This window comes from Nocardiopsis metallicus, assembly GCF_014201115.1.
GTDB lineage: Bacteria > Actinomycetota > Actinomycetes > Streptosporangiales > Streptosporangiaceae > Nocardiopsis > Nocardiopsis metallicus.
In genome coordinates, this window is record NZ_JACHDO010000001.1 from 426,109 (window position 1) to 449,252 (window position 23,144).

Sequence of the window (23,144 nt, forward strand, 5' to 3'; positions counted from 1 at the left end):
AGCCCCTCCGGGAGTCGTGGAAGAGGTGCCGAGTGCGTGATATCCGAGCGTCCGTGTCCGAGCTGTACGCCTCGGGGGAGACCTTCGCCGTGGCCACGGTCGTCGACACCTACAAGAGCGCCCCGCGCGACGCGGGCGCGGCCATGCTGGTGAGCTCCTCCGGCGAGGTCACCGGCAGCGTCTCGGGCGGTTGCGTGGAGGGCGCGGTCTACGAGGAGGCCCTGGAGGCCATCCGTACCGGTGTCCCGGTCCGCCGCACCTACGGGGTCAGTGACGAGGACGCCTTCAGCATCGGCCTGACCTGCGGCGGCACCCTGCACATGTTCGTCGAGCCGGTCAACCGCGAGACCTACGCGCAGCTGGGCGCGGTGATCGGTGCCATCGACGAACACCAGCCGGTGGCGGTGGCCACGATCGTCTCCGACCCCTCCGACACCTCCCGTGTGGGCTGCCGCCGCATCGTGTGGCCCGGCCACGCCGAGGGCGACCTGGGCGAGGGCGGAGAGCGCCTGGCCGCCGCGCTCGACGACGACGTGCGCGGCATGCTCGCCCAGGGCAGCACCGGCCTGCTGCGCTACGGTGTGGACGGCCAGCGCCGCGGCGACGAGCTGGAGGTGTTCGTCCAGTCCTTCGCCCCGGCGCCCCGGATGCTGGTGTTCGGCGCCATCGACTTCGCGGCCGCGGTGGCCGACCTCGGCACCTACCTGGGCTACCGCGTGACGGTCTGCGACGCCCGCCCGGTCTTCGCCACCCCCAAGCGCTTTCCCACGGCCGAGGAGGTCGTGGTGAAGTGGCCGCACGTGTTCCTGGACGAGATCGCCGACGAGATCGACCATCGCACGGCGATCTGCGTGCTCACCCACGACCCCAAGTTCGACGTCCCCGTCCTCAAGCGCGCCCTGAGCACCGAGGCGGGGTACATCGGCGCGATGGGCTCCCGGCGCACCCACGAGGAGCGGCTGGACCGGCTCCGTGAGGCGGGGGTGGCGGAGGAGGCCCTGGGCCGCCTGCACTCGCCGATCGGCCTCGACCTGGGCGCGCGCACCCCCGAGGAGACGGCGGTGTCCATCGCGGCCGAGCTGGTGCAGAACCGGTGGGGCGGCAGCGGCCGGGCCCTGCGCGAGACCAGCGGCAGGATCCACCGTGAACTGGTTCCGGCCGGATTCGGTCAGCCCGAGGAGTGAACCGAAACAAATCCAGCGTCAAAGTTCCAGTTCAGAGCCTTTCGCCTGGAACGGGGCTCCGATTCTTTCGTTCAGCCGGGCCATTCGGGAACCCCGTCCGTGACATCATCGCGTCATGAGCGCGGGGGACAAGGGAACACTGATAGCGGGCCTGCTACTGGCCGCGGGGTCGGGCAGCAGACTGGGCCGCCCCAAGGCCCTGGTCGAACTCGGCGGTGAACGCCTCGTCGACCGGGGGGTGCGCACCCTCGCCGACGGCGGCTGCGCCCCCGTCCTGGTGGTCCTGGGCGCGGCGCACGCCACCGTTCCCGGAGCGCTCACCGTGCACAACCCGGACTGGGCCACCGGCATGGGTTCCTCGGTACGGGCCGGGATCGACGCCGCGCCGGACAGCGTGGACGCCCTCGTCTTCGCCCTCGTCGACCAGCCGCTGGTCACCTCCGAGGCGGTTCGCCGCCTGGTGGAAGCCTACGGACAGGGCGCCCGCGCCGCGGTGGCCACCTACAACGGCAACCCCCGCAACCCGGTTCTGCTGGGCCGCGAACACTGGTCCACGGTCCACTCCATGGCCGAGGGGGACGTCGGCGCCCGGCCCTTCCTGCGCGCCTACTCCCACCTGATCACCACGGTGGCCTGCGACGACATCGCCAGCCCCGAGGACATCGACACCGAAGAGGATCTGACCCGCCTCAGCGCGCTGATGAACAACGCCTAGGGAGCCCGGCGGGTCAGGTCAGCTGCTCGGCGAGGATTCCGAAGGTGCGCTCGACGCACTCGCGCGGAGCCAGGACGATCAGGTCCCTGCCGCTGTTGAGGGCGTCGGGCGGGCAGGTCATGGGTTCGACCGCGAGGTTGGCCCGGTGCAGTTCACCGCCGAGGGTGTCGGAGCTGAACAGCTGGAGCCAGGAGAAGCCCGGCCCCGACCACAGCGCCACCCGGTGCTCGGGGCCGCTGAGCCGAACCCAGGCACGCTCCTCGCCGTCCCGGTCCAGATCGGTGAAGGCGGTGTCCAGCACCGTCGTGCCCAGTGCGCGGCCCGGCGCGCGGAGGTCGAACACGCCCCCGGCCACCGGTACCGGGTCGCCTTGGGGGATCATCCTGGAGTCCGTGGGCTGGTAGCTGCCGATTCCGGCTTCCACGTGCGCCTCGCCGCGCTCGGCCAGGTCCCGAAGCGGGGTGCCGAGGGTCAGGTAGGGGTGGAAACCGAGCCCGAAGGGGGCGTGCGAGGTTCCGGTGTTGCGTGCGGAGGCGGTGACGGTCAGCCCCGCGTCGCCCAGCCGGTAGGTGATGGTCAGCTCCAACGGGAACGGGTACCCCGGGGTGCCGGGGAAGTCCAGCCGCAGGGTCACGGCCTCCTCGGACTCCTCGACCGGGCTCCACTCCACGCCGTCGACCAGCCCGTGAATGGCTGATCCGGTGGCCGGATCATTCACGTTCAGCCGGTACTCGGTGCCCTGGAAGGCGTAGCGGCCCGAGGCGACCCGGTTGGGCCAGGGAGCCAGTACCTGCCCCTGGCCGGCCAGCGGGCCCTCCGGTCGGGTGTACGGCCAGACCAGGTCCCGTTCCCGCCAGGTGAGCGCCTGCAGCCCGGCTCCGACCCGGTCGACGCGCGCTCCGTACTCACCGGCGCGCAGTTCGAAGACCTCGCCCACCTGTTCACCCTTCCCCTCATGCCTCTCCCGGTCCGGCAAGCCGCCGAACCGGGAGATCATAGCGCGCCCGGCACCTCACGAGCCCGCTCGCGGCTCTCAGCCCAGCAGCCCGTCCAAGGGGATGAGCACACCCGACCCCAGCGCCAGCAGCCCCGTGGAGAACAGCACCACGAGCATCAGCAGCGAACCCGCCACCGCCAGGCGGAAGGCGCCCAGACGGCGCCGGGCCTTGACCGTGGACTTGGCCGCGGTGCGCCCCAGCACCACCAGCACCACCGACAGCAGTACCGGGAACCACCAGGAGGCGCCGATCCCGCCGGGCAGCAGCCCGGTCAGCGCGGCGGCGCCGTCCGCCAGCGGGTTGCCGCTGAAGTCGATCAGGCCCGTGTAGGCGTCGGTCACGAAAACGCTCTCGGGGAAGAAACCCTCCTCGGGGCGCAGCGCCCGGCCCAGACCGTCCACCATGCCCAGCAGAGCGGCCGGGTAGGCGAAGCGGCGGCACTTGCCCGCCTTCATCGCGCGCTGGATCTGGCCCATGGTCCTCTGGACCCGGCGTTCGGCCTTGTCCTGCCTGCGCTTCTCCTTGGCGGTGGCGGGTTCCTGCGGGCGGGTGGGGTCACCGGGTACCCTCTGCCCGCCGGGCCCGACCCGTCCTCCGGGAACCGCCCGCTGCTCCGGGCGCGTGGTCGCGGCCTCCGCCCGCCGCTGCTTGGCCGTGGCCACCTTCTCCCGGGTGCTCTCCCAGCGTGCGCGCGCCGAACCGGCCAGCGACGCCCAACGGTCCCGGCGGCGCTCCCGGCCGTCGGCCCGCTCCCGCTCGGCGATCGCGCCGCCGACCCGGTCGGCCTCGGGTAGCAACAGCAGGGCGGTGAGCATCGCGCTACGGCTGGCCAGCTGGTCACCGCCGTCCCGCAGGGCGGTCTTGCGCTGCTCCAGCCACCACGGCGCGTTCGGTGCGGCACTGCGCTGGCTGGGGTGCCAGGACTGGCGGCGCAGCAGCGACCGGTGCTGGGAGGCGGTCTCGGGGACCAGCACGAGCTCCACGGCGCGGGCCCAGGCGGAGTCCATCTCGTGGGCCGCGGGGCGCTGAGGGGCGTCCGTGTCCCCGGTTCCCCAGGCCCCCGGACCCACCACCCGGTCCAGGGTCTCCTCCACCCGGCGCATCAGCAGCGGAACCTCGTGCTGGACCCGCTCCAGCAGCGCGCACCGCCCCGAACCCCCCGAACGGCAGCCGGGGTGCGGGCACCAGTGCTGCGCTCCCAGGCCGACCACGCCCGACTCCACGGCCTCGCGCACCACCGCGTGGCGGCTGGCCTCACCGGTGGCCAGGCTCAGGAGGCCGTCGGCGCTGATCTCGTGACCGCGAAAACGCGGCGGCATCCCCGGCACGTAGCGGGCGGCCAGCGCGCTGATCGCCACGTGCGCGAGGTCGGGCCGGGTATCCAGACCGGTCAGGTAGGCGCGGTCGAAGGTGTAGTCGTTGACCTCCCGGTCCAGCCAGGTGCGCAGCTCCGACCAGTGGCTGCGCAGCCACATCGCACCGGTGTCGGAGCGGTCGAGCAGGTCGAAGGCGAGGCTGGGCGGGTCCTCGTGGAAGGCCCCGGCGAAGTTGATCGGGCGCAGTCGGTTCGCCGTGCGGATCGGCGGCCGCTCACCGGCCAGCCAGGCGGCGACCTCGTCGTACCCCCAACGCGCGGAGGGCGCGAGGGTGAGCAGCCCGCGGGCGAGCAGCCGCCAGCGCTCGTCGGTGATCGCGGAGATGTCCACCTCGGTGTTGCGGGCGGTCAGCCAGTTCCCGCCCCGCTCGGGGCGGCGGCCGGTGGTGAGCTCGTGGACCATGACGCCCAGGGACCACCAGGACGCGGGGGCCTCGCGGCGGCCCTCGACCACCTCGGGGGCGGCGTAGTCCTCGGTGATGGCCTGACCGCCGTAGACCCGGCTCATGGTCGCGCGCACCGCGCCGCCGAAGTCGGTCAGCGCGACCACCGGCGGGTCCAGGGAGCGGACCAGCAGGTTCTCCGGCTTGACGTCGGTGTGGTTGTGCTGGAGTTCGCTCTGCCAGTGGTGCAGGCAGTCGGCGACGGCGCGGACCACGGCCCGTGCGCGTTCGTCGTCCATGGGGGACTGGTTGATGACCTCGCGCAGGGTGCCCAGGGAGAAGTACTCCTGGGCCTCCCAGGCCAGGTCCTCCCCCCAGGAGCTGGTGGCGGTCCCGTACCCCTGGATGGCGGGGGTGTACGGCGAGGCGGTGCCCCGCGCGCGCAGGCGGTCCAGCAGCTCGCGGTTGATGTCGTGGCCGGGCCGGTAGACCTTCAGGGCCAGGCGGCGCCCGGGGGAGTCGGTGGGTTCGGCGAGGTAGACCACGGCCTCGCCGCCCGCGCCGATGTGGTCCAGGACCTGGTAGCGGCGGCGGAGCTCGGCGGGCACGGCGTAGTCGAGGTCGCCCGCGGGGCCGACGACCACGCGGGAGAGCAGGCGGGCCATCCAGTCCAGCAGGGGGCCGAAGAGCGTCCGCCACCAGGGGGTGCGGCCCTCGGGCGAACCGGGCGCGCCGGGACCGGGGGCACCGCCGGTGGCGGGCCGCTGGGCGGGTCGGTTCGCGTCCAGCCTGGCGGTGGGGGAGGCGGGCGGTTGGACCCGGGTGCCGTCGGCGCCGTTCCCGGGGCGGGCGGCGCCACCGGGCAGGACGGTGGTGCGGTCGCTTCCGTTCGGGTGTCCGCCTCCGGTGGGCGGGCCCGGGGGGACGATACGGGTGGGCGCCTCGTCGGGACCGGGCTGCTGTGGCTGGGGCGGTCCTCCCGGCCCCGGGTGTGGCTCCGGTGGTGGGGAGGCCCCCGGCCGGAACACGCGCGTGACCCAGCGCGTGGCACCCACCGCCGGATTGACGCGCGTGGTGGGTGGAGTGGGGTCGATCCGTTGGGTCGGTGCGTTCTCGTCACCGGGGTCTGGCGTGACCATCGAGGCCGGGGCCATCCTTCGGATAGGCGGTCGGTTACGGACGTCCGGGGGATTCCGTGGGAAGGCGGACCCTTCCAGACTAGGTCTTGCGCGCGCCCGACCGGAGTGGTGTGACCACCTCTGTTCGCCACGCGCGGACCGCTGTCCCACGTACCTGCTTGGACTCCCCCGGGACCGCCCGGGTTCCGGCTTTCGTGACTCTTCGTCACAGGTTCCGCGCTCTGGTGCCGGGCAGTGGCCGCTCCGCCGCGAACACGGGGCACGGGAGGGATCAGTGCTGGCCGCGGGGGGTGATCCCGAGCTTGGCGCAGGCTTCCTCGTACATGCGCACGACCTCTGCGCGGATCTGGGCGCGCTCGGTCAGCGGCTCGGCCCAGGGGATGCGCACCTGGTGCTCGGTGTCGTCCACGGTGACCGCGTAGTCGCCGCCCTGCCCGTCCAGGCCGGTCATCCGGGCGGCGGTGGCGTCCGGCCGACCGCCCAGGGCGCGGCAGATGAGCAGGGTGTCCTCGGGGTGGTCGCCGTTCATGTGGGCGGTGACGGCGGTGACGACCTCGGGGGCGAAGGGGTTCGGCTGCACGGTGGGGCTCTCCTGCGGTTACTGGCGCACGGTCGCGTGGTGCTCGGCGGTGGCGCACGCGTGCGCGGCACGGTTCTGGCTCGGAAAAACGTCACGGGGGAGGGTCGCGTGGACCCTCCCCCGTTGACGATATCCGAGGCCTCGGCGAGTTGCTGACGGTGTGTCGTCAAAATCCGACGTCGCCGGCGACTCGGGGCGGTGGTCGTTGCCCTGGTCGACCACGCTCGGGCACCGTTCCCTCCCGAGGGCCTCCCCAGGTCCTCGGAAAGTGTCCCGGCCGGACGGCGGCGGACAAGCCGGGCCGGGACGTCGTGCCGCCGCGGCCTGGTGTACTGACCTGAGAGGTTAGGAACACGAGAAGCGGGAGGGCCGCCAACGGCGGTGTGGAACCGGTGGTGATTGTACTCGTGCAACCACCCACCGAACGCCTCCCGCTTCTCGGTCTCTGATCGATAGGGGCGGGCGTAGGCCCATTCGTCGACCAGGGTGCGGTTGAACCGCTCGACCTTGCCGTTGGTCTGAGGCCGGTAAGGGCGGGTGCGTTTGTGCTTGATCCCGGCCTTGACCAGGGCGTCGCGCCACAGGTGGGACTTGTAGCAGGACCCGTTATCGGTCAGTACCCGCTCCACGGTGATCCCGACCGAGGCGAAGTAGGAGTTGGCTCGTTCCCAGAACCCGACAGCGGTCTCCTTTTTCTCGTCGGCCAGGATCTCGGTGTAGGCCAGCCGCGAGTGATCGTCCACGGCGTTGTGGAGGAAGGCATAGCCAACGTTGGCGCGGTTCTTGCGGCCTTGGGGCCGCCCCAGCGTCTTGTGGCCGCCGCCGTCGGGGATGTTGCCGAGCTTCTTGATGTCCACGTGCACGAGTTCACCGGGCCGCTCGCGTTCGTAGCGGCGCACGGTGCGGCCGGTGGCGCGGTCCAGGTGGGACAGGCGGGCGCACTTGTAGCGGGTCAGGACGCGGTGCACGGTCGAGGCGCACATGCCCAGGTGCCCGGCGATGCGGGCTGGTCCCCAGCGTTTGAGGCAGCGCAGTTTGATGACGCGGCGCTCACGGTGGGTGGGGGTACGCCGGGGTGAGTGGTGCGGGCGGCTGGAGGCATCGACCATGCCCGCCTCGCCATGGGCGCGGTAGCGGTCGGCCCAGCGTTTGGTGGTGCTCACGCTGGCCTGGAAGCGTTCCGCGGCCCTACGCAGTGTCCAGCCGTCTTCGACCACGCAGCGGGCCAACTCCAGGCGTCCGGCGGGTGTGAGACGGGCGTTGGCATGGGTAGTGTGGGCCACGGAGGGCCTCCTGACCTACTTCAGGTGTTGATCTAGACAATCCACACCTATGTCGGAGGCCCTCTCTTGCTGTCAAATCACTGCCGGGCCGTACTCAACCTCTGTGGTCAGTACACCTAGGCCTCGCGGGTGAATTCGGCGTCGATCTCGATGGTGATCTTGTCGCCGACGACCACGCCGCCGCCGTCCATCGGCATCTCGATGTCGACGCCGAACTTCTTGCGGCTGATGGTGGTGGAGGCGGCGAACCCGGCGCGGTCCAGGCCGAAGGGGTCGACGGTGGAGCCGTTGAACTCCAGGGAGAGCTCGACCGGGTGGGTGTTCTTCTTGATGGTCAGCTCGCCCTTGAGGACGAAGTCCTCGCCCTTGGCCTCGAGGCCGGTGGAGCGGAAGGTGAACTCGGGGTGGTTGTCGGTCTCGAAGAAGTCCGCCGAGCGGATGTGGCTGTCACGGTCGCTGTTGTCCGTGTTGATGGAGCCGGCGTCGATGGTGGCTACGACGGAGGCCTTGGTGGGGTCCTCGGGCACGGTCAGCGTGGCGTCGAACTTCTCGAAGCGACCGCGGACCTTGCTCACCATCATGTGGCGGACGGAGAACCCGACCACGCTGTGGGCGGCGTCGATCTTCCAGGTGCCGGGCTTGAGTTCCTGAGCGGCCATTGGTGTCTCTCCCTGTGTGTGGGCGACCCGGTTCGGGTCGACTCTCTGTCCAGATTCTCTGCTTGGAAACAAAGTAGCTTAGAAGTATCTTCCCGGGAAGGAGTCTACGTGTTGAGTTCCTAGGAGGCAAGAGCCCGGGCGGACGGGCTCGCGCCGCTAGACTCAGGCTATGGAGAAGGCCTGGCTCGAACCCGACGAACAGGACGTCTGGCGCGGGTTCCTGCGGATGAACGCCTGGATCTACGACGAACTCGAACACGATCTGCGCACCCGCGACGGGCTCTCGCTCATCGAGTACGGCATCCTCGCGCACCTCTCCGAAGCCCCCGGGCAGCGCATGCGGATGCGCAACCTCGCCGAGACCGTCATCGTCTCCAAGAGCCGCCTGTCCCACCAGATCGCCCGCCTCGAACGCGACGGGAACGTGCGCAGGGAGAACTGCGAGGACGACCGGCGCGGGTTCTGGGCGATCCTCACCGACAAGGGCGCAGAGACCCTGGGCCGGGCCGCCCCGGGGCACGCGACCCGGGTGCGCTCCCTGATGTTCGACCGCCTCTCCCGGGAGCAGGTCGACCAGCTCCGGAAGATCGTCGACACTCTCGGCGGCGACCACCCGGACCAGGGGGTCCGGCGCGGGGGTAGGGGAGGCGGCAGGGAAGCAAGGGGAGACCGGACAACTCCGGACTGAGAGGTCCGGCGCTGTGAGCTCCCGGGCCTGGGCGCCCTGGCCCGCAGCCCGGCTCCACCTGTTCCGGGCCCTGGCCCGGCCCTGCGCAGCCCCGACCTGTGCGCCTCTCCCCACCTCTGCTCGAATCGGTGTCCCTGTGTCCCGGCGCCCGCGGTCGTGCGAGGACGGTCCCCAGGGGAACGCCGTCCGGGATCCGGCCCTGATTCCCGGAGCTCGGGGCTCGGCCGGTTCGGGCCATTCGGCGCCTTCTTCCCGAAACCGCTGGCTCGTAGGCCGAGCGCCTGCGAAGCTTGGACCATGGGGACGGCGCGGGGCGACCGCGCCTCCCGGGGAGGCCGGCGGCCGTGCGCGGCCTGAGGAGGGGAACGGTCACGTGGTTCTGTCCGAGAAGCGATCCCGAAACGGACACGCGCCCCAGGTAGAGTCGGAGCCTGTGAGCAGACCATCGATCACCAGCGCCCAGAACTTCCGTGACGACGACGGCAGCGCCGACCCGGAAGTCGAAGCTCGCCTGCGTGACCACGCGGCGGGCAAGATCGGCGACCGTCAGGTCCTCGCCGCCCTCAGCGAGTCCCGGGTCCTCATCCCGGTGGTGGCCGTGGCCACCGAGACCGAGGAAGGCGTGGGCGGACTCACCAAGGACAAGAAGAGCGAGGTGGCCATCCCCATCATGACCGGCAAGGACGGTCGCCGAGGGGTGCTCGCCTTCACCTCCGTGGACGCGGTCCGCCGCTGGCGCCCGGACGCCCGGCCGGTGCCCTTCACCACACAGGACGCCTGCCAGGCCACTCTGGAGGAGAACGCCGACGCCCTGGTCATCGACGTCTCCGGGCCGGTCCCGCACAGCATCCAGGGCCGCTTCCTCACCATGCTCGCCGAGCAGGGAACCGTCCCCGAACCCAAGGACGACCCGCAGGTCCTGGCGCTCATCTACCGGGTGACCCACGCCGAGTTCGGTATCGAACGCGTGCGCATCCACCCCTCCGAGCGCGGGGATATCGGCATCCGCCTCGAACTGGACGAGCGCGACGACGAGTCGCTGCGCCGCGTCGCCGAGCGGCTGACCACCGAACTCCAGCACGTCCTTCCCGGCGGGGTCGAACTCAGCGCCGTCGTCCGCGCCCAACGCGACGACGAGTAGACCTCGGCGGCCCCAGGCCGCCCAGGTCACCGCGGGCATGCGGGTCGTACATGCTGCGCACGTGGTCCAAGCCGACCGGGTTATCCACAGGAAGCCGGGGGCACTGTTGCGGAGCTCACCCAACAGGTAGCTTCCACACATGCCCACCCCCTTGGAGTTCACGCCGTCTCCGCTGTCGTGGGCGGTCCTCGCGGCCGTCAGCCTCTGCGTGCTCGGCGTCGTGGTCGGCCGTACCACCGGTCGCCTCGTCCACCTCTTCGGCTCGGCCCACCCCGCACGGAGTTCCGAACCCCCCACCGAGGCGGGACCACCCTCCGCGCTCAGAACCGGCCGGAGCCGGACCCCTCCAGATGAGGACAGTGCCACAGGCGCCCTCCCCGGTCAGGAAGGCGTCCCCGACGCACCACTCGGGGCCCCGCCAAGACCTGCGCCCGCTAGCCCCGGCCTCCACCCCGAGGAGGACGACGGTCCGCCACCGCCCTGCTGTCCGCACTGCCGGGCCGAACTCCCCTTCGTCAGAGGGTTCCCGGTCGTGGCCGCCCGCGTCTTCCGGCAGCGCGGGGACTGCCCCCACTGCGAACGCCGGGTGCGCCCCCACTCGGCCGTCACCATCGGCACCGCCCTGCTCTTCGCGCTGGTCGGCGCCCTGGCGCCCTGGCATACGGGCGACTGGTCTCCGTTCGGCGTGCTGGCCGTGCTCTGGCTCATCGCGCTCGGCGTGCCCCTGTCCGTCATCGACCTGCGGGTCATGCGCCTGCCCGACGCCCTCGTCGCTCCGGCCTACCCTGTGGCCGTCCTCCTGCTGACCGCGGCGGTCCTCCTCCCACCCGTCGGCCCCGACCTCGAACGCGGTTCGCAGGCCCTCGTCGGCATGGTCCTCATCACGGTCCTGTACTGGCTCATGTGGCGGGTCAAACCGGGCGGACTCGGTTTCGGCGACGTCAAACTCTCCGGGCTGACCGGCCTCTACGCGGGCTGGGCCGCCGGTCCGGTGGGCGCGCTGGTCGCCGCGTTCTGGGCCTTCGCGGTTTTCTCCCTGGTGGGTCTGGCCCTGCTGGCACTGCGCCGGATCACCCGCGCCGAACCCCTCCCCCTGGGCCCGTTCATGCTCGCCGCCACCCTCGCCACCGTCCTCGCCGGTCACCCTCTCCTGCCATAACCCAGGACCGGTTCCGCCCATAATCCCGATCCCGGTGATCACCCCGGCACCTGATCCGTGGGAGGATCGTGCACATGTTGCGTTGGCTGACCGCGGGGGAGTCCCACGGACCTGCACTCGTCGCGATTCTGGAGGGCCTTCCGGCCGGTGTGTCCGTCACCTCTGACGACATCGCCGCCGCACTGCTCCGCCGCCGCGCCGGGTACGGTCGGGGTGCCCGGATGAAGTTCGAGAAAGACCAGGTCTCCGTTATCGGAGGCATCCGGCACGGCATCACCCAGGGTGGGCCGGTCGCGATCGAGGTCGGAAACACCGAGTGGCCCAAGTGGGAGAAGGTGATGTCGTCGGACCCGGTTCCCGCTGAGGAGCTGGACGGCGTGGCGCGCAACGCGCCGCTCACCCGGCCCCGCCCGGGGCACGCCGACCTCGTCGGCATGCAGAAGTACGGGCACGAGGAGTCCCGGCCGATCCTGGAGCGCGCCAGCGCCCGCGAGACCGCGGCCCGGGTCGCGATCGGCGAGGTCGCCCGTCAGTTCTGCCGCCAGGCGCTCGGTATCGAGATCCTGAGCCACGTGGTCTCCATGGGACCCGTCGCCGTCCCCGAGGGTTCGCCCGAACCCCGCCCGGAGGACCTCGCCGCGATCGACGAGGACCCGCTGCGCTGCTTCGACGCCGAAACCAGCGCGCGCATGGTCGAGGAGGTCGACGACACCAAGAAGTCCGGGGACACCCTGGGCGGCGTCGTCGAGGTGCTCGCCTACAACCTTCCGCCCGGTCTGGGCAGCCACGTGCACTGGGACCGCCGTCTGGACTCCCGCCTGGCCGGAGCCCTCATGGGTATCCAGGCGATCAAGGGCGTGGAGGTCGGCGACGGCTTCCGCACCGCGGCCCGCCGCGGCTCCGAGGCCCACGACGAGATCGAGCCCGGTCCCGACGGCGTGCGCCGCCGCACCAACCGCGCTGGTGGTGTCGAGGGCGGCATGTCCACCGGCGACCCGCTCCGGGTGCGCGCCGCGATGAAGCCCATCGCCACGGTGCCCAACGCGCTGGACACCATCGACATCGAGACCGGTGAGCCCACCAAGGCCAACCACCAGCGCAGCGACGTCACCGCCGTCCCGGCCGCCGGTGTGGTGGCCGAGGCCATGGTCGCCCTGGTCATCGCCGAGGCCGCCATCGAGAAGTTCGGCGGCGATTCGGTCCCCGAGACCGCCCGCAACCTCCAGGGCTACCTGGACTCACTGGCGATCCGCTAGACCCGAACCGTTCGCCCCGGCCCGCCCTTCCCCCTGGAGGGCGGGCCACCGCTCTTCCTCCCCCGAGGAGTGCCCCCTGTGAACCATCCCCGCCTCGTCACCGTCTGGTGGGACCTGTCCGAGTCCGCCCAGACCATCGATTCTCTGCGGGTCTACCTGCGCGATCAGTCCGCCGACGCCTTCGCTGAGGTGCCCGGCCTACGCCTCAAGGCCTGGATCGCCGACCCCGAAACCGATCGCTGGGGCGCGGTCCTGCTCTGGGAGTCCACCGAGGCTTCCGAGGGGCCCGTACCCAGTCGAGCCGCCGAACTCATCGGCTACCCGCCCACCGAAGTCCACGCCTTCGACGTCGAGGCCACCATCCAGGGACGCTACGAGGACGAGGAACTCAACCATCGAGGCCTTGCCTTCTCCACCGAGAGGCCATGATGATGTCTGTTCTGTCCGATTTTCCAGAAGTTGGATTTCTGGCCACTGTCCACTGGTAAGTTGCCTGCTCAAGAAGTCTGCTCCCCGCGCACGCGGGGATGGACCCGGAGCGCATGGTCCACCACCCACTGGGTGTGGCTGCTCCCCGCGCACGCGGGGATGGACCCGGGTCAACGAACGGGCGGAGGCGGGCGACCTTCTGCTCCCCGCGCACGCGGGGATGGATCGGGCGGGCACACGCCGTAACGCGGTCTTCGGGCATGCCGAGGTCTACGGAGACGAAGAATCCCCCGAAAACGAGCATGTGTGCTGGGCCGGTCCCGCGACAAGCAGGGCTCCGTCAGGCTGTGGACAACTCACTCGGCCCGGCAGCCGGCTGCTGAGGTTGAACGCCTGCTCCCCGCACGCGCTGTGTGGTGTTTCTGCTAGACAGGAGACTCACGGCAGAGATTTCCTCCTCGCGTTCGCGGGGAGCGGTTCCCCCAGAGGTAGGCAGAGCGTGGCAAGAGCGATCGCGGTGCTCATCGGTTCGCCCGGTTCGGGCAAGTCCACCGTCGGCGAGGCGCTGGCCCGTCGGCTCGACACGGACCTGTTGTGTACCGATACCGAGATCGAGAAGCGCGCGGGCAAGCCCATCAGCGACATCTTCATCCAGGACGGCGAAGAGCACTTCCGGGCCCTGGAGCGCGAGGTCGTCGCCGAGGGCCTTCGTGCCTGGGACGGCGTCATCGCGGTCGGCGGTGGCGCGGTCCTGAACGAGGACACCCGCAAAGACCTGGTCGACCACCACGTGGTCTACCTGCAGGTGGACTTCGGTGAGGCCGCCAAACGCGTCGGGATGGACGTCGCACGCCCCCTGCTGGCAGGGAACCCGCGTACCCAGTTGCGCAAACTGCTCAACGAACGCCTCCCCGTCTACGAGGGCCTGGCCTCGGTGACCGTGCCCACCACCGACTACCACCCCGAGGAGATCGTGGACACCATCGTCTCCTCCCTCCCCGACCTCCCCGAAAGCACTGGAAAGGCCGACAAGTGACCGTGACCCGGATCGGTGTGGGGGAGCCCACCGGACGCTACGACGTGGTCGTCGGCAGCGGGATCCTCTCCGAGCTGCCCTCTCTGGTCGGGGGCGCCGCGCAGGTGGCCGTCATCCACCCCGAGGGTCTGGGCGAGATCGCCCGTCCCGTGGTCGGGGCCCTGGAGGGCGCCGGTTACCGCGTCCGGCCCATGCCGGTGCCCGACGGCGAGGCCGCCAAGACCGCCGCCGTCGCCACCGACCTGTGGTCGCGGCTGGGCTCTTTCAACTTCACCCGGACCGACGCCGTGGTGGGCGTGGGCGGTGGTGCCGCCACCGACCTCGCCGGGTTCGTGGCCGCGACCTGGCTGCGCGGCGTGCGCTCGGTGCTGCTGCCCACCACCCTGCTCGGCATGGTGGACGCCGCCGTCGGCGGTAAGACCGGCATCAACACCCCCGAGGGCAAGAACCTCGTCGGCGCCTTCCATCCCCCGGCCGGGGTGCTGTGCGATCTGGCCACGCTGCCGAGCCTGCCCCAGGCCGACTACATCGGCGGCCTGGCCGAGATCGTCAAGGCCGGTTTCATCGACGACCCCGTCATCTGTGACCTGGTCGAGGACGACCCCGAGGGCGCGGCTCTGCCCGAGGGCAAGCACACCCGCGAGCTCATCGAGCGCGCGATCCGGGTCAAGGCCGACGTCGTCTCCGGCGACCTCAAGGAGAGCGGCCGCCGCGAGATCCTCAACTACGGCCACACCCTCGGGCACGCCATCGAGCGCGCCGAGAACTACACCTTCAGGCACGGCTACGCGGTCTCCATCGGCATGGTCTTCGCCGCCGAACTCGCCCGTCTGGACGGCCGGATCGACGATGCCCTGGTCCAGCGGCACCGCTCCGTGCTCACCTCGGTGGGCCTGCCGGTCAGCTACGCCGCCGAGTCCTGGGAGGAGCTGCGCGCCACCATGGCCGTGGACAAGAAGGCCCGCGGCGCGACCCTGCGCTTCGTGGTCCTGGACGGCCTGGCCAGTCCGTCGATCCTCAACGGTCCCGCGCCTGAGCTGCTGGACGCCGCCTACCAGGCGGTCGTGGACGGTTCCTGAGTCCCCGGAAGCCACTAGACTGATCGAAGGCGAGGAGTGCCCGGGCGCTGGCGGACACAGTTCCCGCTAGCAGTGGACACACCCGTCTGGCGGTGGAAACACCCAACCGCGGACCCATCCACCGGCGGCCCCGGGAGCCACGCCTCGCCCCACTGACCACCGACCGGACCAGCGAGTCCGGTCTCCGACGTGTCACACCCCTTGGAGAGACGACCGAAGTGGCCACGACGAACGACATCAAGAACGGCACGACCCTGAAGCTCGACGGAGGCGTTCTCTGGAACGTCCTGGAGTTCCAGCACGTCAAGCCGGGCAAGGGCGGCGCGTTCGTCCGCACCAAGCTGAAGAACGTCCTCACGGGCAAGATCGTCGACAAGACCTTCAACGCCGGTTCCAAGGTCGAGTTCGCCAGCGTCGACCGCCGGGACATGGAGTACCTGTACCACGACGGTGACTCCTTCATCTTCATGGACGTCCAGACGTACGACCAGATCCCGGTGTCCGACGCCGTGGTCGGCGACGCCAAGGGCTTCCTCCTGGAGAACACCAAGGTCACGGTGGCGACCAACGAGGGCAACCCGCTCTACATCGAGATGCCCGCCGCGGTCGAGCTGGAGATCACCCAGACCGACCCGGGCGTCCAGGGCGACCGCTCCACCGGCGGCACCAAGCCCGCCACCGTCCAGACCGGCGCGACCATCCAGGTGCCGCTGTTCGTCACCCAGGGCGAGCGCGTCAAGGTCGACACCCGCACCGGCGACTACCTCGGTCGTGTCAACTGATGAGTGGTGCACGGCGTAAGGCCCGTCGGCGCGCGGTGGAGGTCCTCTACGAATCCGAGGTGCGTTCCACCTCGGTGGAGGACGTCATCAAGCGTCGCCGGGCCCAGCCCGAACCGCCGATCAACGAGTTCACCGAGCTGTTGGCCCGCTCCGTCGATGAGCGGCGCGCACGCATCGACGAACTCCTCGACGAGTACGCCATCGGGTGGACCCTGGAGCGCATGCCGGTCGTGGACCGCAACATCCTCCGGATGGGCGCCTACGAGCTGCTGTGGGCCGAGGACATCCCCGACGGCGTGGCGATCGCCGAGGCCGTCGGTGTGGCCAAGGAGCTGTCCACCGACGAGTCGCCCAACTTCATCAGCGGACTTCTGTCTAGGCTGATGGAGAACAAGTCGACGCTCTCGCTCTGAGACCTCGAGCCGAGGCCGGGCCGGGCGGACCGTGCCCCGTGGCGGGGCGCGGGCACTAGCTGATTGAGGGAACGCAGTTGACTGACAGGAGCGGCACGTCCGCGACCACCGCGAGCGGCTTCGGGACGAGCGGTTCGACCGGTCCCGCGCGGGCGGCCAACGCCGCCCGGACCGCCGTGGTCTGGGACGCGCTCTCACAGCTGTTGTCCCGTCTCTCCGAGGGTGAGCCCCTGGAAATCGTCGACGCGGGCGGCGGCACCGGTGGCGCCGCCGTCCCGCTCGCCGAGCTCGGTCACCGTGTGACCGTCGTCGAGCCCAGCCCGGACTCCCTGGCCGCCCTGGAGCGCCGTGCCGCGGAGAGCGGTGTCACGGTGCGCGGCGTCCAGGGGGAGACCCAGGACCTGGCCTCGCTCTTCCCGGCCGACAGCGCCGACCTCGTGCTGGTGCACAACGTGCTCGAGTACGTCGACGAACCCGCCGTGGCGCTGGCCGACGTCGCCGGTATCACCCGGCCCGGCGGCGCGGTCAGCCTGCTGGTGACCAACGCCGTCGCCGGTGCCCTGCACCGTGCCCTGGCCGGGCACATCACCGATGCCCAGCACCTGCTCTCGGACGCGGACGGCCGCTGGGGCGGGGCCGACCCCATGCCCCGCCGGTTCACCCGCCAGCAGCTCCTCGAACTCATCGGCCACTCCGGCCTGACCGGGGAGAGCGTGCGCGGAGTGCGCGTTTTCGCCGACGTCCTGCCCGGGCACGCCTGGGAGGGCGACGCCCAGGCCGGGCAGCACCTGGTGGACCTGGAGCGGGCCGCCGCCGACCACCCCGAGCTGATCGGCATCGCCACCCAGCTGCACGCCATCGCGCTCAAGCGCTGACGGGGTTCCGCGGGGGCTCTCCGTTCCCGGTCCGCCCGTCGCTCTAGTGGATGTCGAAGAGCGTGCTGACGGACTCCCCGTCGTGGATGCGCCGGATCGCCTCGGCCAACGCGGGCGCGATCGACAGCACCCGCAGTTTCGGTGAGGTCTGCTCCGGGGCCAGGGGCACCGTGTTCGTGCACACGATCTCGGCCACGTCGTCCATCGCGGTGAGCCGGTCCAGCGCCCCGTCACTGAACAGCCCGTGCGTGCAGGCGACGCGGATGGAACGCACCTTCTGCTCGCGCAGCCGCTCGATCAGCCCCACGACGGTGCTCCCCCGGGCGATCTCGTCGTCCAGGATGATGATGTCTCGGTCGGCGACGTCACCGATCACCGACGTGACGCTCACCCGGTCGTCGCTGAACCGCTGCTTGGCCCCGGACGCCACCAGAGTGCCCAGCCTGCGGGCGAACGCCGAAGCCTCCTTGACGTTGCCGAAGTCGGGGGAGACCACCACCGTGTTGGACAGGTCCCCGCCCCGGAAGTGGTCGGCGAGCTCATCGAGGGCGTGCAGGTGGTCCACCGGGACACTGAAGAAACCGTGGACCTGGGGCGAGTGCAGGGTCATGGCCAGGACCCGGCTGGCGCCCGCGGTGGCGAGCAGGTCGGCCACCAGCCGCCCTCCGATGGAGATGCGTGGCGCGTCCTTCTTGTCCGAGCGCGCGTAGGCGAAGTGCGGCATGACCACCGTGGTCCGCGCGGCGGAGGCGCCCCGGGCCGCGTCCAGCATCAGGAGCAGCTCGACGAGGTTCTCCTGCACCGGTGGGACCAGCGGCTGGATGATGAAGACGTCGCGTTCGCGGCAGTTGGCCTGGAGCTGTACTTCCAGGCAGTCGTTGGCGAACCGGGAGACCCGGGTGGGGGAGAGCGGTTTGCCGAGGTCCGCGCAGATCTCCTCCGCGATTTCGGTGTGTGCGCTGCCGGAGAAGATGACGATGTCTCGCATGGGATCCCTGGGATAGGAGCGGGCGGTGCGGCCGAGAGCAGACTACTGGTGCGGACCTCGCGCGCCCGGGTGCCCCGCACACCCCGCCTACCCGGGGCCCGTGCGCCTCGTGCGTCCCGGCCCAGCCCTGCTTCTGGAGGGCGCCGGGGCGGACGGTGCCCCGGGGCGGGGCGGCCCCGGTCAGGGCATAACCTGGGCCTATGAGCCGACGTCAACTGGAACGCGGTGCCGCTCTACGGGGTGTGGTCACCTCCGACGGCATCGCTCCGCTGGACGCCGACTTCCCTCCGGACGGCTCCGGTCCGGACGAGGACTGCCACATCCTGCACCTGGACATGGACGCGTTCTTCGCGAGCGTGGAGCAGCTGCGCCACCCCGAGGCGCGCGGCCGCCCCGTGATCGTGGGCGGTACCGGTCCGCGCAGTGTGGTCTCCTCCGCCGACTACATCGCCCGCCGCCACGGCGTGCACTCGGCGATGCCCATGGCCCAGGCGGTGCGGCTGTGCCCGGACGCCCTGGTCTACCCGCCGGACGGGGCCGCCTACCGGCAGGCCTCCGAGGCCGTCATGGACATCCTGCGCTCGGTCACACCCGCCGTGCAGCCGTTGTCCCTGGACGAGGCCTTCCTGGACGTCTCCGGCGCCCGTCGGCGCCTGGGCGGTCCCGTGCGCATCGCCGCGATGATCCGCGAACGCGTCCGCCGGGAGCAGCGGCTCACCTGCTCCGTCGGGGTAGCCGCCACCCGTTTCGTGGCCAAGCTCGGCTCCACCCACTGCAAGCCCGACGGGCTGCTGCTGGTCCCCACCACCACCGTGCACGGCTTTCTGGACCCCCTGCCCATCGGGGCGCTGCCCGGGGTCGGGGACAAGACCGAACGCACACTCGTCCGGCTGGGCCTGCGCACCGTCGGCGCCCTGGCCCGGACCGACCCCGAACTCCTGCGCATGGAACTGGGCGAGAAGGCCGGTACCCGCCTGGCCGCGCTGGCCCGGGGCGAGGACCCCAGCCCGGTCGTCGCCGAGACCCCGGACAAGAGCGTGGGCGCGGAGGAGACCTTCTCCGTGGACGTGGATGACCCGGCCTTGGTCGACCGCGAGCTGCTGCGCCTGTCCGAGAAGGTCGCGCACCGGCTGCGCGCCTCGGGGCAGGTGGGGCGCACGGTGAGCGTGAAACTGCGCAGGGCCGACTTCTCCACGATCACCAGGGCGAAGACCCTCTCCGAGACCACGGACGTGGGGCGCGAGATCAGCGCTGTGGCGCGCGCGCTCTACGCGGCGTCGGGGCTGAGGGGTACTCCGCTGCGTCTGGTGGGGGTTCGTGTGGAAGGTGTCGCCCCGGTGGAACTTTCACACCGCCAGTTGGCGTTGGGGGAGGAGGACACAGGTTGGCGGGACGTTGAACGGGTTATGGACCGGGTGAAGGCCCGTTTCGGTCCGGGCGCGATACAGTCGGCCGTATTGGCCAAGAGTGACGAAAACGACGTATGATGCGGCAACTTCCGGGGACCTCTGAGCGTTCTCATGGGTAGAACCGGAGTAAGGGTAAGAAGAGAGGCATGGAAGCCGGTGTTTCCGATACAGGGCGAGGGTATCGTGGCCGTAGTGGGTCAGGTACACACGCAGCTTTTCTTTCCACTAGGCGCTAGTGCACCGTATTCTGGGCATACCACTGACCAAGAGACTGTTTTTCAGTACCCGTCACCCCAACCGGGGACTGCCGTAGGGAGGCGCCGTGCCGCTCTCTGAACACGAGCAGCGCATGCTCGACCAGATCGAGCGGGCGCTGTATGCCGAGGACCCGAAGTTCGCGAACACTGTTCGGCAGACGAACCCCGGAGTCCATTACAAGCGCTGGATCATCAAGGCCGTCATCGGCTTCGTGCTCGGCATGGGGTTGCTGCTCCTGGGGCTGCTGTTGGGAGGCCCGGACGCGTCGCTGGCACTTCCGGTCACCATCAGCGTCCTCGGCTTCATCTTCATGCTGGCCTCCTTCCTCATGGGGGCGAACGCCTGGCGTAAGGCCACCGGCGGCGCGGAGGCGATGCTCGCGGAGGCCGAGAACGAGCCCAAGAAGCGCAAGGGCGACAAGCGTCCGGGAATGATGAACCGCTTCGAGGAGCGGTGGCGTCGCCGCCAGCAGGGTGAGGAGTAGTCACTCACCCGGGGCGGACACCGGTCCGCCCTCGCGACGGATGCCCTGAGCGCCCGCGTTTTCCATGACGGTGGGACCCGAGCACGATCATCGTGTGCGGGACCCACCGTTTCTCATGCCTGGACCCTGGGCCGGCCCCGTCCCGACCGGAACGACCACGCCCGGAGTCTCGGCCACAGAACGCCCGCGCCCGAACGCACCCACCCGGGCCCGGCTGCCTCTCGTGCGCGTCACGCCCGCCTCCGGTACCCGTGCGTCCTGGAGGCACACCCACCTGCCTCTCGGGGGTCGCGCCTCCACCGGCCGCAGTCCACCGGCGCGGCCCCGGGAGGTCTGGGGGACCACGGGTCACTTCCTGGTCCGGGTGCGTTCCGGGTCTCCCGCGCCCCTGCCTTGGGGCAACCCGGTCCCTCCCGGGGGGACCCGGACTCCCCTGGGGCCGAGGGGAGTCCGGAACTTCGTAGGACCCAGGGGTGCCACCAGGCCCTCAGGAAGTGGCGGGGACGGCTTCCGCAGCAGTTCTGGGGCGCTGCCAGGGGGCCAGGGAGCGCGGGAGCAGGAGGGCGCGCCACCGGTCGCTGCCGGAGGCGCTGGCGGACAGGCCCGTCGTGGCCGTGGCCAGGTCGGCGGCCAACTGGGTACCGGTCTGCGGGTCCGGGGCGTAGCGGGCGGCCTCCTCGGCTCGGGCCAGGCGCCAGATGGCGGCGTGGGCCTCGCCCGGGATGACGCTTCCGTCCTCGCGGATGGCGCACAGGCGGGCGGCGGTCGCCCGGGGGCTCTCCGTGAGCACCCAGTCCAAGCCCAGGTCCAGGCAGGTGTCGCGTAGTTCCCGCCACGCGGTGTGGGCTCCGGCGACCCCGGCCGAGGCCAGGGTGGCCCGGCGGGACCCGCGGATCAGGGCCCGGGTCAGGGCCGGTGCGGCCAACAGCAGCAGGGCGGCGACCACGCCGACGGCGGCGGGCCACCAGGACGCCGCGTCCGAGCCCGTGTTCCCGTCGGCGGTGCCGCCGACCTCCTCGGCGGGCTCGTCCTCGGGGGACTCGCCGGCCTCCGGGGAGGCGCTGGGCTCCTCGGTCGGGGACTCGCTCGGCTCGGGACTGCTGGCGTTCGTGGGCTCTGGTTCGGGGACGGGCTCGGGGTCGGCGTCGGCCCCGGAGGTGTAGTCGGGGACCGTGGCCGACCCCTGCCCCTGCGAGGAGGCCGGTGTGGGCTCGAAACGCACCCAGCCCGAACCCTCGAAGTACAGCTCGGGCCAGGCGTGCGCGTCGCTCACCGCCACGGACCAACGGCCGTCGCCCACCTGTTGGCCCGCGGTGTAGCCCACCGCGACCCGGGCCGGGATGTCGGCCTGGCGGGCCATGAGCGCCATCGCCCCGGCGAACTGCTCGCAGTAGCCGATCCGGTCGTCCAGGAGGAAGTGCGACAGGGGGTCGGCGTCGCCGGGCGTGGCGGGCGGGCTCAGGTCGTAGGTGAAGGCGCCGCCGGTGAAGAAGTCCTGGAGGGCGGTGGCGCGCGCGTAGGGGGAGTCGGCGTTCGCGGTCAGGGAATCGGTGAGCTCCTGTACGCGGTCGTCGATGTTGTTGGGCAGCCTGAGGTAGTCGTTGGGCAGTGAGCGCGGTGGTCCTGCGTCGGCCAGGTCCTGGGCGTCGGGCTGGTTCTCGGCGGACTCCACCACGAAGTTGAAGCCGGTCGACGGGGTGTCGGTGGTGAACACCATCAGGGTGTCGGGGTCCACGTACCAGTCGCCGGAGACCTCCACCGTGCGCGCCGGGTAGGGCAGCGGAAGGAACTCCATCCGGGGGGCGCCGGAGTCCAGGGACACCCGGGTGGTGACCGAGGTGTCGGACTCCTCCGCCCAGCCCGGGGGCAGGGGAAGGTCGCCGCTGACCCTGGCGTCGCGGTCGGTGTGCACCGGGGACATCGTCCAGTTCTCGCCGTCGAACTCGTCCAGGACGAAGGTGCGCAGGTACTCGGGGTCCTCGGAGTCGGTGCGGTAGGTCAGCACCGTGCGGTCGGAGGAGGAGGCCAGGTCGCGGCGGAGCGAGACCAGCGGGTGCGTGGTGGTCACGCTGTTGTTCGAGGCGAACTGGTTGCCGTCGGCCATCGTGTAGAAGGCGTCGGTGCGCAGGGAGGGCATCATCAGGGGCAGCGAGAGGGCCAGCAGGATCGCGGTGGCAGCGGCGGCGACCACGGTGCCCACCTGGACGGCGCCCGCGCTGAAGCGGCCGACGGGGTCGTGCCCGCCCGGGACCGGGACCCCCCACTCACGTCCCCGAACCCACATGTCCGTGGCGAGCAGGGCGAGGAAGCCCGCGGCGCAGACAGCGGCCTGGACCCAGGTCAGACCGCCGCCGTCCACGGCCAGCGGTACCAGCATCAGCGCCAGCAGCAGGCCGCCGACCATCCCCGGGCAGCGGGCGGTCACCGCCAGGAAGTCCGCGGTGAGCGCGAACACCACGAAGGTGAGCGCGATGATCATCCGCAGCCCGTTGGTGGCGGCCACCGGGGGAGCGCTGGTGTTGATGCTGTGCACGCCCTGCTCGAACAGCGCCCAGGTCTGCTCGAAGGTCGCCGCGGTCGGCACGACGCCGAGGAAACCGGTGCCCGGGGCGAGGATCGGGGTGAACAGCAGCGCCGCGACGATCAGCTGGAGGAAGGGTACCGGGAACGCGTTGCGGTCGGTCAGGCGGTACAGCGCGGAGACCACGGCCACCGCGACGACGAGGACGGCGGCCGGGCCCCACCAGTCGCCGCGGATCAGCCCGCCCAGGAGCGGCAGCGCCGCCAGCATCGAGACCATGACGGCCAGCGGCATCAGTGCTCTGGTCACT

Annotated in this window: 20 protein-coding genes and 1 pseudogene; 14 read left to right on the forward strand and 7 right to left on the reverse strand. The window is 71.1% G+C overall.

The features are described 5' to 3' along the window. Positions 1-32 precede the first annotated feature (32 nt). A complete protein-coding gene (locus tag HNR07_RS01795) occupies positions 33-1,184 on the forward strand; it encodes an XdhC family protein (RefSeq protein WP_184361052.1) in 1,152 nt (383 codons plus the stop codon). A gap of 142 nt (positions 1,185-1,326) precedes the next feature. Then, the gene (locus HNR07_RS01800) at positions 1,327-1,899 is read left to right on the forward strand and encodes a nucleotidyltransferase family protein (RefSeq protein ID WP_184371263.1); all 573 of its coding nucleotides are present in this window, start codon (positions 1,327-1,329) and stop codon (positions 1,897-1,899) included. 13 nt (positions 1,900-1,912) lie between these two features. On the opposite strand, the gene HNR07_RS01805 is transcribed toward HNR07_RS01800, so the two are convergent. From HNR07_RS01805 to HNR07_RS01825, 5 genes and pseudogenes are all read right to left on the reverse strand, one after another. After that, entirely contained in the window at positions 1,913-2,896 is a 984-nt protein-coding gene (locus HNR07_RS01805) for an aldose 1-epimerase family protein (protein ID WP_184361055.1), read from the reverse strand. Positions 2,897-2,932: 36 nt separating this feature from the next. Then, positions 2,933-5,794, reverse strand: coding sequence for a protein kinase domain-containing protein (locus HNR07_RS01810; protein WP_184361058.1), 2,862 nt, complete (start codon positions 5,792-5,794; stop codon positions 2,933-2,935). Between the two features lie 271 nt (positions 5,795-6,065). Next, on the reverse strand, positions 6,066-6,323 hold the full coding sequence (locus HNR07_RS01815; protein WP_221319084.1) for a DUF2470 domain-containing protein: 258 nt from the start codon (positions 6,321-6,323) through the stop codon (positions 6,066-6,068). A 380-nt stretch (positions 6,324-6,703) separates the two neighbouring features. After that, positions 6,704-7,657, reverse strand: a pseudogene (locus HNR07_RS01820) (IS481 family transposase); the annotation flags it as partial. Positions 7,658-7,773: 116 nt separating this feature from the next. Continuing rightward, entirely contained in the window at positions 7,774-8,316 is a 543-nt protein-coding gene (locus HNR07_RS01825; protein ID WP_184361064.1) for a YceI family protein, read from the reverse strand. A 169-nt stretch (positions 8,317-8,485) separates the two neighbouring features. Here HNR07_RS01825 and HNR07_RS01830 point away from each other — a divergent pair, with 169 nt between their 5' ends. The 10 genes from HNR07_RS01830 (at position 8,486) to HNR07_RS01875 (ending at position 17,174) form a co-directional block, all read left to right on the forward strand. Continuing rightward, on the forward strand, positions 8,486-9,004 hold the full coding sequence (locus HNR07_RS01830) for a MarR family winged helix-turn-helix transcriptional regulator (protein WP_184361066.1): 519 nt from the start codon (positions 8,486-8,488) through the stop codon (positions 9,002-9,004). Positions 9,005-9,437: 433 nt separating this feature from the next. Continuing rightward, entirely contained in the window at positions 9,438-10,145 is a 708-nt protein-coding gene (locus tag HNR07_RS01835; RefSeq protein WP_184361069.1) for an SseB family protein, read from the forward strand. Positions 10,146-10,284: 139 nt separating this feature from the next. Then, entirely contained in the window at positions 10,285-11,304 is a 1,020-nt protein-coding gene (locus HNR07_RS01840; RefSeq protein ID WP_184361072.1) for a prepilin peptidase, read from the forward strand. 74 nt (positions 11,305-11,378) lie between these two features. Next, positions 11,379-12,560, forward strand: coding sequence for a chorismate synthase (gene aroC / locus HNR07_RS01845; RefSeq protein WP_184361075.1), 1,182 nt, complete (start codon positions 11,379-11,381; stop codon positions 12,558-12,560). Positions 12,561-12,638: 78 nt separating this feature from the next. Next, positions 12,639-12,989: a hypothetical protein gene (locus tag HNR07_RS01850; RefSeq protein ID WP_184361078.1), complete on the forward strand. Its 351-nt coding sequence runs from the start codon at positions 12,639-12,641 to the stop codon at positions 12,987-12,989. 517 nt (positions 12,990-13,506) lie between these two features. Next, positions 13,507-14,025: a shikimate kinase gene (locus tag HNR07_RS01855; protein ID WP_184371266.1), complete on the forward strand. Its 519-nt coding sequence runs from the start codon at positions 13,507-13,509 to the stop codon at positions 14,023-14,025. Next, a complete protein-coding gene (gene aroB, locus HNR07_RS01860; protein ID WP_184361081.1) occupies positions 14,022-15,104 on the forward strand; it encodes a 3-dehydroquinate synthase in 1,083 nt (360 codons plus the stop codon). The genes HNR07_RS01855 and aroB overlap by 4 nt, the downstream gene beginning before the upstream one ends. A 218-nt stretch (positions 15,105-15,322) precedes the next feature. Then, positions 15,323-15,886, forward strand: coding sequence for an elongation factor P (gene efp / locus HNR07_RS01865; protein ID WP_184361083.1), 564 nt, complete (start codon positions 15,323-15,325; stop codon positions 15,884-15,886). Then, on the forward strand, positions 15,886-16,299 hold the full coding sequence (gene nusB, locus HNR07_RS01870; RefSeq protein WP_026116386.1) for a transcription antitermination factor NusB: 414 nt from the start codon (positions 15,886-15,888) through the stop codon (positions 16,297-16,299). The genes efp and nusB overlap by 1 nt, the downstream gene beginning before the upstream one ends. A gap of 77 nt (positions 16,300-16,376) precedes the next feature. Then, on the forward strand, positions 16,377-17,174 hold the full coding sequence (locus HNR07_RS01875) for a methyltransferase domain-containing protein (protein ID WP_184361086.1): 798 nt from the start codon (positions 16,377-16,379) through the stop codon (positions 17,172-17,174). 43 nt (positions 17,175-17,217) lie between these two features. Here the strand turns inward: HNR07_RS01875 and HNR07_RS01880 are convergent, their stop codons facing one another. Next, positions 17,218-18,162 carry a ribose-phosphate diphosphokinase gene (locus tag HNR07_RS01880; protein WP_184361089.1) on the reverse strand — a complete coding sequence of 315 codons (945 nt, stop codon included), beginning with the start codon at positions 18,160-18,162 and terminating at the stop codon, positions 17,218-17,220. 200 nt (positions 18,163-18,362) lie between these two features. On the opposite strand from HNR07_RS01880, the gene dinB reads away from it, so the two are divergent. Continuing rightward, positions 18,363-19,649: a DNA polymerase IV gene (gene dinB / locus HNR07_RS01885; RefSeq protein WP_184361092.1), complete on the forward strand. Its 1,287-nt coding sequence runs from the start codon at positions 18,363-18,365 to the stop codon at positions 19,647-19,649. A 244-nt stretch (positions 19,650-19,893) separates the two neighbouring features. Then, positions 19,894-20,313, forward strand: a complete 420-nt coding sequence (locus HNR07_RS01890; RefSeq protein ID WP_184361095.1) for a DUF3040 domain-containing protein — start codon at positions 19,894-19,896, stop codon at positions 20,311-20,313. Positions 20,314-20,800: 487 nt separating this feature from the next. Here the strand turns inward: HNR07_RS01890 and HNR07_RS01895 are convergent, their stop codons facing one another. After that, a complete protein-coding gene (locus HNR07_RS01895; RefSeq protein ID WP_184371269.1) occupies positions 20,801-23,128 on the reverse strand; it encodes a transglutaminaseTgpA domain-containing protein in 2,328 nt (775 codons plus the stop codon). Positions 23,129-23,144 lie beyond the last annotated feature (16 nt).

What these genes read in the sequence shown, in the direction of transcription:
- aroC (WP_184361075.1), top strand. Translation starts at nt 11,379, where the DNA reads ATGTTGCGTTGGCTGACCGCGGGGGAGTCCCACGGACCTGCACTCGTC.
- HNR07_RS01810 (WP_184361058.1), bottom strand. Translation starts at nt 5,794, where the DNA reads ATGGTCACGCCAGACCCCGGTGACGAGAACGCACCGACCCAACGGATC.
- nusB (WP_026116386.1), top strand. Translation starts at nt 15,886, where the DNA reads ATGAGTGGTGCACGGCGTAAGGCCCGTCGGCGCGCGGTGGAGGTCCTC.
- HNR07_RS01805 (WP_184361055.1), bottom strand. Translation starts at nt 2,896, where the DNA reads ATGATCTCCCGGTTCGGCGGCTTGCCGGACCGGGAGAGGCATGAGGGG.
- HNR07_RS01830 (WP_184361066.1), top strand. Translation starts at nt 8,486, where the DNA reads ATGGAGAAGGCCTGGCTCGAACCCGACGAACAGGACGTCTGGCGCGGG.
- HNR07_RS01880 (WP_184361089.1), bottom strand. Translation starts at nt 18,162, where the DNA reads ATGCGAGACATCGTCATCTTCTCCGGCAGCGCACACACCGAAATCGCG.
- HNR07_RS01815 (WP_221319084.1), bottom strand. Translation starts at nt 6,323, where the DNA reads ATGAACGGCGACCACCCCGAGGACACCCTGCTCATCTGCCGCGCCCTG.
- HNR07_RS01840 (WP_184361072.1), top strand. Translation starts at nt 10,285, where the DNA reads ATGCCCACCCCCTTGGAGTTCACGCCGTCTCCGCTGTCGTGGGCGGTC.
- HNR07_RS01825 (WP_184361064.1), bottom strand. Translation starts at nt 8,316, where the DNA reads ATGGCCGCTCAGGAACTCAAGCCCGGCACCTGGAAGATCGACGCCGCC.
- HNR07_RS01895 (WP_184371269.1), bottom strand. Translation starts at nt 23,128, where the DNA reads ATGCCGCTGGCCGTCATGGTCTCGATGCTGGCGGCGCTGCCGCTCCTG.
- dinB (WP_184361092.1), top strand. Translation starts at nt 18,363, where the DNA reads ATGAGCCGACGTCAACTGGAACGCGGTGCCGCTCTACGGGGTGTGGTC.